Source organism: Kitasatospora sp. NPDC058115 (assembly GCF_042884635.1).
Classification (GTDB): Bacteria; Actinomycetota; Actinomycetes; order Streptomycetales; family Streptomycetaceae; genus Kitasatospora.
In genome coordinates, this window is record NZ_JBHVTL010000013.1 from 222335 (window position 1) to 232736 (window position 10402).

Consider the following 10402-nt stretch of genomic DNA (forward strand, 5'->3'; position numbering starts at 1 on the left):
GATGCCCGTGCTTCGGGACCGGGGCCGCTCGCAGGCACCCGGGCGAACTAAAGTCGTCCGTATGACGAGAACCCCGGACAGCGTCGTCCGCTCCTTCATCGACCAGCACCGGCCCGCCTTCCTCGCGGACCTCGCGGACTGGCTCCGCATCCCCTCGGTGTCCGCCGACCCCGGCCGGGCCGGAGACGTCCGCCGCTCCGCCGAGTGGCTGGCCGCCAAGCTGCGCGACACCGGCTTCCCGGTGACGGAGGTGTGGGAGACCGACGGCCTGCCGGCCGTCTTCGCCGAGTGGCCCTCGGGGGACCCGGACGCGCCGACCGTCCTCGTCTACGGCCACCACGACGTGCAGCCCGCCGCCAAGGAGGACGGCTGGGCGACCGACCCGTTCGAGCCGACCGTGGTCGGCAACCGGCTCTACGCCCGGGGCGCCGCGGACGACAAGGGCCAGGTGTTCTTCCACACCCTCGGCGTGCGCGCCCACCTGGCCGCCACCGGCCGCACCGCGCCGGCCGTCAACCTCAAGCTGCTGATCGAGGGCGAGGAGGAGTCCGGCTCCCCGCACTTCGCCGACCTGGTGCGCCGCGAGGCCGGCCGGCTGGCCGCCGACGTCGTGATCATCTCGGACACCGGCATGTGGTCCGAGACCACGCCGACCGTCTGCACCGGCATGCGGGGCCTGGCCGACGCCCAGATCGACCTGTACGGGCCGGACACCGACATCCACTCCGGCTCCTTCGGCGGCGCCGTGCCCAACCCGGCCACCGTCGCCGCCGAGCTGGCCGCCGCCCTGCACGACGCCGACCACCGGGTCGCCGTCCCCGGCTTCTACGACGGCGTGGTCGAGCTGACCGACCGCGAGCGGGCGCTCTTCGCCGAGCTGCCCTTCGACGAGGCGGCCTGGCTGCGGACCGCCAAGTCGTACGGCACCCGCGGCGAGGCCGGCTACTCCACCCTGGAGCGGATCTGGGCCCGCCCGACCGCCGAGGTCAACGGCATCTGGGGCGGTTACACCGGCCCCGGCGGCAAGACCATCGTGCCCGCCTCGGCCCACCTGAAGCTCTCCTTCCGGCTGGTCGCCGGGCAGGAGGTCGAGAAGGTCCGCGAGGCCGTCCGCTCCTGGGTGGCCGACCGGGTCCCCGAGGGCATCCGTCACGAGCTGGTCTTCCCGGGAGCGACCCGGCCCTGTCTGACCCCGCTCGACCACCCGGCGCTGCAGTCCACCGTCCGGGCGATGGGCCGGGCCTTCGAGCAGAAGATCCTGTTCACCCGTGAGGGCGGTTCCGGTCCGGCCGCCGACCTCCAGGACGTGCTCGGCGCGCCGGTGCTGTTCCTCGGCATCTCGGTGCCCTCGGACGGCTGGCACTCGGTGGACGAGAAGGTCGAGCTGGACCTGCTGGCCAAGGGCGTCGAGACCGCCGCCTACCTGTGGGCCGACCTGGCCGAGAACTGGCGGCCGGGCGGCGAGAGCGCGTGAACCGCGGGCGAGCGCGGGCGGACCGGGGGACGGGCGCGTCCCGTCCCGGTGGTCCGCGCGGACCCGAACCGTCCGGAAGACCGATCACGTGGGGATGGAACAGTTGAGCACCGTGCCTGAGACCGAACGCCCGTCGCACCTGGCGCTGGCCCGGGCCGGGGTGGACCGGGCGGCGCAGCACCGGTTCGACGAGCCCTGGCTGGCGGCCGCGTGGAGCCACCCGTCCACCAAGGTGCTGCCGATCGCCGGCGGCGAGGCGTTCGTGGTGGACACCGGGCAGGGGACCGAGCTGGTCCTGATGCCCTCCTTCGAGGCACCGCAGAGCGGCGACCGGTACTTCCTCGGCACCGACGAGGAGGGCGTCTCCTACTTCGCGCTGGCCGGCGAGAGCCTGCCGGGCCGGCTGGACGGCGACGCCCGCCCGGCCGGGCTGCGCGAGGTCGGCGCGCTGCTGTCCGACCGGGACGCCGGGCTGCTGGTGCACGCCGTCGCGCTGGAGCACTGGCACCGGCTGCACAGCTTCTGCTCGCGCTGCGGCCACCCGACCGAGAAGGCCGGGGCCGGGCACGTGCGGCGCTGCACCTCCTGCGCCGCCGAGCACTACCCGCGCACCGACCCGGCGGTGATCATGCTGATCACCGACGAGCAGGACCGCTGCCTGCTCGGCCGCCAGGCGCTGTGGCCGGAGGGCCGCTGGTCGACGCTGGCCGGCTTCGTCGAGCCGGGGGAGTCGATCGAGCAGGCGGTGGTGCGCGAGGTGCAGGAGGAGGCCGGGGTGCGGGTCGCCGAGGTCTCCTACGTGGCCAGCCAGCCGTGGCCGTTCCCGTCCAGCCTGATGCTGGGCTTCCTGGGCCGGGCGCACCCGGAGGGCACCGCGATCACCGTGGACGGGGAGGAGCTGGCGGAGGCGCGCTGGTTCTCCCGGGAGGAGCTGCGGGCGGGGATGGCGGCGGGGGAGATCCTGCCGCCGTCCGGGATCTCGATCGCCCGGCACCTGGTCGAGGTCTGGTACGGGGAGCCGCTGCCGTCGGCGGCCCGCTGGTAATTCCCGGCGGGCGGCGGGAGCGTTCGGCGCGTTCGGTGTGTTCGGCGCGTTCGGCGTGTTCTGTGGATGGGGGGCGTGTGGAGTTGATCCACGCGCCCCCCATTTCCTTTTCGAATCGGTCTCCCCAGGATGTTCGTAACCGGAGCGGCCCTGTCCAGTACGGCCCCCGGGGCCCCGTCCGGCAGTGTCACCGATCCCGGCGGACTTTGCCGCAAACGCCTGAAAGCCCCTCACCCGGCTCGCTACATTCACTCGGGTGACAATCCCCCGGGGTACCACCCAATCCCCCAAATACCAGCGCCTCGCCGCCGACCTGCGCCGCCGGATCGCCGAGGGCGAGTTCACCGCCGCGGCCGCCCTGCCGGTCGAGAGCGAACTGGAACGCCAGTACGGCGTCGCCCGCAACACCGTCCGGCTCGCCGTCGACGTCCTCGTCAACGAGGGCCGGCTGGTCCGCCTCCAGGGCAAGGGCACCTATCTGCGCGAGCACCCCGTGCTCGACCACCGCGCCTACGGGCCCGCACCCCGCCTCGACCCGCAGGACCCCGGCCCCCGCGACTGCCTGGCCGTCCCCAGCGCCGTCTACCGCGGCGAGGCCGCCGAGAGCGGGCGCGAACTCACCGTCGACTTCGAGATGATGATCGTCCGGGCCCGCGTCGACATCGCCGAGCGGCTCGGACTGCGCCCCGGCGAGGCCATCGTGGTCCGCCGCCAGCTGCGCATGCTCGACCGCGAGCCGTACTCCATCGAGGAGAGCCACTACCGGGCCGGCCTCGCCGCCGGCACCCCGCTGATGGAGCCCGACCAGATCGACGGCGGCGACGAGGCGGTGCTCGCCGCCCTCGGCCGCACCGAGATCGGGGCCGTCGACCACCTCGTCGCCCGGATGCCCGGGCCCGAGGAGGCGCAGTGGTTCCAGGGCGGACCCGGGGTGCCGCTGATGGTCCAGACCCGGGTCACCTACGACCGGCGCGGACCCGTGCGGGTCATCGAGACCCGCTACTCCGCCGACCGCAGCCGGCTGGTCTACGGCGTCGGCGACCTCGCCGCCCGGACCGTCCTGCCCGGGCCCGCCGCGCCCGTCGAGGCGGCCCGGGCCGACGCGCCGTAGCCGCGGTGGGCGGGCGCGCCGGGCCGGGGCCGTCCGGGCCGCCGTGCGGTGCCGCGCGCGGGGCGGGGCAGGGCACGGCCGCGGGCGGGGCGCGGGGATCAGGCCGCGAGGGCCTTCTTGACCTGCAGCAGGCTCGGGTTGGTCATCACGACCCGCTCGCCGCCGCCGGCCGGCTGCACCAGCACGGTCGGAACGGTCTGGTTGCCGTTGTTCACCGACTCGACGAAGGCCGCCGACGCCGGGTCCTCCTCGATGTTGATCTCGGTGTAGCCGATGCCCTCGCGCTGCAGCTGGCTCTTGAGCCGGTTGCAGTAGCCGCACCAGGTCGTGCTGTACATCGTCACGCTGCCGGACATCGAGGGGACTCCTTCTGATCGGGGAGGGGCCGGGGGCCTTGGCGGGGCGCCGCGCGGGTCGCGCGGCTCCGGGGGGAGAACGTCCACCGCCCGGCGGTCATTCCGCGCGCGGCCGGCCGGACCGCACCGGCGTGCACCCACCCGAACCGGCGCGGGTGGCAGAGCCCGCGCCCCCACGTGCAACCATCCGCCGTCCTCGGCGCGATCATCCGGCGATCACACCGCACCTGTGGACAACCCCGCCCGCGATGTCCGCGCGGGCTGAGAGGATGGAACGCATGCAGGAAGACCTCTTGAGCGGCAGCCCGTTCGACGGACACCAGGACGCCCACCGCTTCGGCGACCCCGCCGCCGGCGGCCCCGACGCCGTCCTGGCCGGACTCGACCCCGAACAGCGCGCCGTCGCCACCGCCCTGCACGGTGCCGTCTGCGTCCTCGCCGGCGCCGGCACCGGCAAGACCCGCGCCATCACCCACCGCATCGCCTACGGCGTGCGCAGCGGCGTCTACCAGCCCCAGCAGGTCCTCGCCGTCACCTTCACCGCCCGCGCCGCCGGCGAGATGCGCGGCCGCCTGCGCCAGCTCGGCGCCGACGGCGTCCAGGCCCGCACCTTCCACGCCGCCGCGCTGCGCCAGCTCCAGTACTTCTGGCCCCGCGCCGTCGGCGGACCCGTGCCCCAGCTGCTGGAGCGCAAGGTCCAGCTCGTCGCCGAGGCCGCCGGCCGCTGCGGGCTGCGCGTCCAGCGCACCGAACTGCGCGACCTCACCGCCGAGATCGAATGGGCCAAGGTCACCCAGACCGGCCCCGACGACTACCCCGCCGCCGTCGCCAAGTCCGGCCGCGACGCCCCCCGCGACCCCGCCGAGACCGCCCAGGTCTACCGCGTCTACGAGGAGACCAAGAGCCGCCGCGGGAACATCGACTTCGAGGACGTGCTGCTGCTCACCGCCGCCATCCTGGAGGACCGCCCCGACATCGCCGACCAGGTCCGCGCCCAGTACCGGCACTTCACCGTCGACGAGTACCAGGACGTCTCCCCGCTCCAGCAGCGCCTCCTCGACCAGTGGACCGGCCCCGGCGGCGGCGCCAGCCTCTGCGTCGTCGGCGACGCCAGCCAGACCATCTACTCCTTCACCGGCGCCACCCCCGACTACCTGCTCGGCTTCCGCAACCGCCACCCCGAGGCCACCGTCGTCAAGCTCGTCCGCGACTACCGCTCCACCCCCCAGGTCGTCCACCTCGCCAACGGACTCCTCGCCCAGGCCCGCGGCGAGGCCGCCCGCCACCGCCTCGAACTCGTCTCCCAGCGCGAGGCCGGCCCCGAGCCGGTCTACACCGAGTACGAGGACGAACCCACCGAGGCCGAGACCACCGCCCGCCGGATCAAGGAGCTCCTCGCCGCCGGCGTGCGCGCCAGCGAGATCGCCGTGCTCTTCCGCACCAACGGCCAGTCCGAGGTCTACGAGCAGGCCCTCGCCGACCTCGGCGTCCCCTACCAGCTCAAGGGCGCCGAGCGGTTCTTCGAGCGCCCCGAGGTCCGCGACGCCGGCGTCCTGCTGCGCGGCGCCGCCCGCGCCGCCTCCGACCCGGTCACCGACGGCGCCCCCGACCTCGCCGGCCAGGTCCGGGCCGTCCTCGCCACCCGCGGCTTCACCGCCGAACCCCCGGCCGGATCCGGCGCCGTCCGCGACCGCTGGGAGTCCCTCGCCGCCCTCGTCCGGCTCGCCGAGGAGTTCGAACGCGGCCGCGCCGCCGACGGGCAGGGCACCGACCTCGCCGCCTACGTCGCCGAACTCGACGCCCGCGCCGCCGCCCAGCACGCCCCCGCCGTCGAAGGCGTCACCCTCGCCTCCCTGCACGCCGCCAAGGGCCTCGAATGGGACGCCGTCTTCCTCGTCGGCCTCACCGAGGGCACCCTGCCGATCATCTACGCCAAGACCGACGAGCAGGTCGAGGAGGAGCGCCGCCTCCTCTACGTCGGCGTCACCCGCGCCCGCAAGCACCTCACCCTCTCCTGGGCGCTCTCCCGCTCCCCGGGCGGCCGCGCCTCCCGCAAGCCCAGCCGCTTCCTGGACGGGCTGCGCCCCGGCTCCAGCGCCCCCGGCAGCCGGTCCGCCGGGCGCGGCGGGGCGGCCGGCGGGGGCGGCGAGCGCTCCGCCGGGCGCCGGGTCCGCGGCCCGGTCACCTGCCGGGTCTGCGGGCGGGCCCTCACCGAGGCCGTCGAGCGCAAGCTCCGCCGCTGCGAGGGCTGCCCCTCCACCATGGACGAGGCGCTCTACGAGCGGCTGCGCGAGTGGCGCGCCGCCCAGGCCCGCGAACAGGGTGCCCCCGCCTACGTCGTGTTCACCGACGCCACCCTCATGGCCATCGCCGAGGACGTCCCCGCCAACCGGCAGGAGCTCGCCGGCATCTCCGGGGTCGGCGCGATGAAGCTGGACAAATACGGGGCCGCCGTGCTCTCGTTGTGTGCGGGGGAGGAGCCCGTCAGGGATCCGGCAGACGTCACGGACGACCAGCCGGACGAACCGGCCTGAGCCGGTCCGGGGCGATCACAGCCGGTGCCGGGAGGCGCCGCGGAGACCGTCGGGAAACTCGCCGGAAAAATAGTTTGCGCGCCGTGCCGGGAGCGCAATAGCCTGCCGGAGCGGTCAAGGGGACGCGATCGTCCGGGGTGACGCCTGTCGCCGCACTCCCCTGCACCACGAGCTCACCGAGCTCCACCAGCTTCACCCAGCTTCACCGAGACAGACATCCGAACAGTTCGGAGCCCGGGGAACCAGGCTCCGCGAGACGCCGAGAGGAGGCGAATGCAGTGGAAACCATGATCACCAAAATGACTGGCCAGACCGTCGTCGCCGCCTCCCTGCGCTCCGCCAACCTGCGGCTCGCCGTCCAGCTGTGCGAAACCGGTCTGGGTCTCGACACCACCGGTGTCTCCGTCGTTCCCGCTTCCCCCGCCCTCGCTGTCAGTGGCCTCGGACACACTGGCCACGGCAGCAACGGCATCCAGGGCGGCAGCCTCGACGGCACCGGTGTCGAGACTGGTCTGTCCCGCGACTGGGCGTCGGTCGATGCTTCGCGCTCCCTGCGTGATGAGCGACCGACCCAGGCACCGAAGACGGTCGTAGCCATTGTCATGCATGGCGGCTATGCGCGGGTCATCGGTGCCGGAAACACCCAGAAGCAGAACGAGCAGCAGATCAACCAGGCCATGGCCGCCTTCAACGGCGCCACGGCCGCCCGGATGCGGGCCTTCCGCGGCCCTGAACCCTGGAGAGAACGAACCTGAGCCAGCCTCAGGTCGGCGCCTCCAGGGCCGCGGAACCCCAACACCGGGATCCGCGGCCCTTCTGTTTTGTCCGGTACGCAAGACCACCCAGGCCCCCCGGGGCCTCCGGCCCAGCCCCACCAGTCAGCTGAGCCGGACCCACTGAGAAGACGAGGAAGACGCCCACAGTGTCCACGGTCATCACGCCGCCCACCCCGTCCGTACCGCCGACAGACCAGACGAAGGCCGACCAGGCCGACCCTCCGGAGGTTCTCCCCATGCAGTTCACCTCGATCGACCAGGCCGAGGAGCTCGGGCTCCCCATCCCGTGCCGCGCCTTCGACCCCGAGGTCTTCTTCGCCGAGACGCCCGCCGACGTCGAGTACGCGAAGTCCCTCTGCGGCACCTGCCCGGTCAAGGACGCCTGTCTCACCGGCGCCCTGGAGCGCCGCGAGCCCTGGGGCGTCTGGGGCGGCGAGCTCTTCGTCCAGGGTGTCGTCGTGGCCCGCAAGCGGCCGCGCGGCCGCCCGCGCAAGACCGAGGTCGCGGCGTGAACCCCGCGTCCGGAGCCGGAACCGTCCGCCGGGGAGAGCAGCCCCCGCTGGACAACGCCCTCCGCCGCTCCGTACGCCTCGCCGCCGCCAAGGCCGACGCCGCCCGCATCCGCCCCTTCCCGACACCGCACCACGAGCAGGACCACCACATGACCGCCGCCGCCATCGATCCGACCGTCCGGGCCGAGCAGACCACCGAACTTCAGATCCAGAACAGGACCCTCGAAATGCAACTTCTCCATGAATCCCTGGCACGGGCGCATATGCAAGAGCGCCTCCAGGAGGCCGAGCACCAACGGCTCGTCAGCCGGCTCGCCCGGGCCCAGCGGCTCAAGCAGAAGGCCGAACGCGCCTCACTCCGGGCCCGCAAGGCCCTCGCCGTCGCCCTGATGTGACCGGGACGCCGGTGAGCTAGACCCATCAGGACCCCCGTCGCGCCGCAGGCCGCCCCCGACACCGGGAGGCGGCCTGCGGCCGTCGGCCGTTCACGGCGGACGGCGGATCAGCCCTCCGCGGACGGGTTCCGGCGCCTGGCCGGGGCGGCCTTCTTCGCCGCCGCCGCCTTCTTCGCGGCGGGCTTCTTCGCGGCCGCGTTCTTCGGGGCCGGGTTCTTCGGGGCGGCCTTCTTTGCCGCGGCCTCGGGCTTCGTCATGGCCTCGGCTGCCGCCGCCGCCTCCTTCGCCCGCCCCGGCGACCCCTCCTCGGCGAACTCCGGCAGCCACGCCAGCATCTCCGCCCGGAACGGCGCCTTCGCCCCCAGCTGGCAGAGCACCCCGATCGTGCTCAGCGTCACCCGGTGGATCAACAGGTACGACGGCGGCAGGTTCAGCTGCTTGCCCAGGTTGTACGCGGGCGACCGCGGATCGGCGATCCGTGCCGCCTGCGCCCGCATCCACGCCCGGGTGAAGTGGAACGACTCCACCGCCGCCGGCTCGATGATCGGCACCAGGTAGTCCAGCACCGCATCCGGATCCAGCTCGATCGAGGGCTTGACGAAACCCTCCTCGCGCAGCATCGCCAGCACGCCCGCCGCGTCCCCGGCCAACGCCATCCGCAACGACGCCCCGATCGGCGCCGGCAGGCCTCCCGGCAACCGGTCCACCGTCCCGAAGTCCAGCACCCCCAGCCGCCAGCCCTCCACCGGGCCGTCGTCCTTCAACAGCCGGAAGTTGCCCGGATGCGGATCCGCGTGCAGCAACCCCGTCCGTGACGGACCGGCGAACAGGAAGCGTGCCAGCAGCCGGCCGGCGACGTCCCGCTCCTCCTGCGAACCCGAGGCGATCACCTCCGCCAGCGGCGTGCCGTCCATCCACTCCGACACCAGCACCTGGTCCGCCTGCGCCACCACACCCGGCACCACGATCTCCGGATCGCCCGCGAACTCCTCCGCGTGCCGGCGCTGCGCCTGCGCCTCCAGCCCGTAGTCCAGCTCCTCGGCGACCCGCTCCCGCAGCTCCGTGATCAGCGGCTTGATGTCCAGTCCCGGAATCAGCGGACCCAGCAGCCACGCCACCCGGCTCAACTGCGACAGGTCCGCCAACAGGGCGTCCCCCGCCCCCGGGTACTGCACCTTGACCGCGACCGCGCGCCCGTCGTGCCACACCGCCCGGTGCACCTGGCCGATCGACGCGGCCGCCGCCGGACGGTCGTCGAACTCCAGGAACAGGCTCCGCCAGTCCTCGCCCAGCCGCTGCGCCAGCGCCGCGTGCACCTTCGCCGCCGGCATCGGCGGCGCGGCGTCCTGCAGCTTGGTCAACGCCGCCCGGTAGGGGCCGGCCACCTCTTCCGGCAGGGCGGCCTCGAAGACGGACAGCACCTGCCCGAACTTCATCGCCCCGCCCTTGAGCTCGCCCAGGACCTTGAACAGCTGGTCGGCGGTGGCCTGTTGCAGCTCGGCGGTCACCACCTCGGCCGACCGGCCGCCGATCCGCTTCCCGAGACCCAGGGTGGCGCGGCCGGCTATCCCCAGCGGCAGAGCGGCGAGTCGTGCCGTGCGGGTCATTGCCTTGCGCGGAAGATCGCTCACCCGGGCCTCCAAGTCGACACGCCCAAGGCCCCCGCAGCGGGGGCCGACCGTCATACGCCATTGTGCCCGTTCGACGGCGCGGCCCCGGCCGGAATTCGCCGCCCCGCCGGGGCCGCACCGCCCCGGCGGACGCCGCCACGGGCCCGGCGCGGCCGAGGGCAGGGGGCGGTGAAGCCCTCCCGGCGGCCGGGAGGGGCCCACCGGGCCGGTCAACCGGGCCTCCCCGGCGGCGAGTTCGACCCCGGCCCGGACCGGGGCGACCGGCGCCGAGCCGACCGGCACCGGGGCGGCGGACCCCGCCTTTCCGGGGCCGCGCCGCCCACTCGGGCGGCGCGGCCTGCCCTGCTCCACCCGCCCCGGCTGTCCCACCCACCGTGGCGGCGCCGCTCCCGGTCCGCCCCGCTCGTCCTGGCCTTCCGGGCCGCGTCGGCCGACCGGCCGACGCGGCCCCCGTCACTCGCTCCGTGCCCCGTTGCGGAGTTCCTTCCTCTCCGGGGCCCCCTCCCCCCCGCCCCCCACCCCTCCCTCCTCCTCGACCCCCTGGCTCCTCGGCGCCTCGGCCCTTGCC

Annotated in this window: 9 protein-coding genes; 7 read left to right on the top strand and 2 right to left on the bottom strand. The window is 74.2% G+C overall.

The annotated features are described in order from the left end of the window. Nucleotides 1-61: 61 nt before the first annotated feature. From ACFVVL_RS16475 to ACFVVL_RS16485, 3 genes are all read left to right on the top strand, one after another. Nucleotides 62-1474, top strand: a complete 1413-nt coding sequence (locus tag ACFVVL_RS16475) for a dipeptidase (RefSeq protein WP_380288616.1) — start codon at nucleotides 62-64, stop codon at nucleotides 1472-1474. Nucleotides 1475-1568: 94 nt separating this feature from the next. Further along, the gene (gene nudC / locus ACFVVL_RS16480; RefSeq protein WP_387675593.1) at nucleotides 1569-2519 is read left to right on the top strand and encodes an NAD(+) diphosphatase; all 951 of its coding nucleotides are present in this window, start codon (nucleotides 1569-1571) and stop codon (nucleotides 2517-2519) included. A 256-nt stretch (nucleotides 2520-2775) separates the two neighbouring features. Next, complete coding sequence (locus tag ACFVVL_RS16485) at nucleotides 2776-3630, top strand: GntR family transcriptional regulator (RefSeq protein ID WP_380288613.1); 855 nt, start codon at nucleotides 2776-2778, stop codon at nucleotides 3628-3630. Between the two features lie 98 nt (nucleotides 3631-3728). Here ACFVVL_RS16485 and ACFVVL_RS16490 read toward each other — a convergent pair whose 3' ends face one another. Continuing rightward, entirely contained in the window at nucleotides 3729-3986 is a 258-nt protein-coding gene (locus ACFVVL_RS16490; RefSeq protein ID WP_350563441.1) for a mycoredoxin, read from the bottom strand. A 269-nt stretch (nucleotides 3987-4255) separates the two neighbouring features. Here ACFVVL_RS16490 and ACFVVL_RS16495 point away from each other — a divergent pair, with 269 nt between their 5' ends. From ACFVVL_RS16495 to ACFVVL_RS16510, 4 genes are all read left to right on the top strand, one after another. Then, entirely contained in the window at nucleotides 4256-6520 is a 2265-nt protein-coding gene (locus ACFVVL_RS16495) for an ATP-dependent DNA helicase UvrD2 (protein ID WP_380288610.1), read from the top strand. 278 nt (nucleotides 6521-6798) lie between these two features. Then, entirely contained in the window at nucleotides 6799-7275 is a 477-nt protein-coding gene (locus ACFVVL_RS16500; RefSeq protein ID WP_387675597.1) for a hypothetical protein, read from the top strand. Between the two features lie 167 nt (nucleotides 7276-7442). Beyond that, the gene (locus ACFVVL_RS16505) at nucleotides 7443-7808 is read left to right on the top strand and encodes a WhiB family transcriptional regulator (protein WP_376149379.1); all 366 of its coding nucleotides are present in this window, start codon (nucleotides 7443-7445) and stop codon (nucleotides 7806-7808) included. Beyond that, nucleotides 7805-8203: a hypothetical protein gene (locus ACFVVL_RS16510; RefSeq protein ID WP_380288604.1), complete on the top strand. Its 399-nt coding sequence runs from the start codon at nucleotides 7805-7807 to the stop codon at nucleotides 8201-8203. Before ACFVVL_RS16505 ends, ACFVVL_RS16510 begins: the two co-directional genes overlap by 4 nt. A gap of 107 nt (nucleotides 8204-8310) precedes the next feature. Here the strand turns inward: ACFVVL_RS16510 and ACFVVL_RS16515 are convergent, their stop codons facing one another. Then, nucleotides 8311-9834, bottom strand: a complete 1524-nt coding sequence (locus ACFVVL_RS16515; protein ID WP_387675601.1) for an ABC1 kinase family protein — start codon at nucleotides 9832-9834, stop codon at nucleotides 8311-8313. Nucleotides 9835-10402 lie beyond the last annotated feature (568 nt).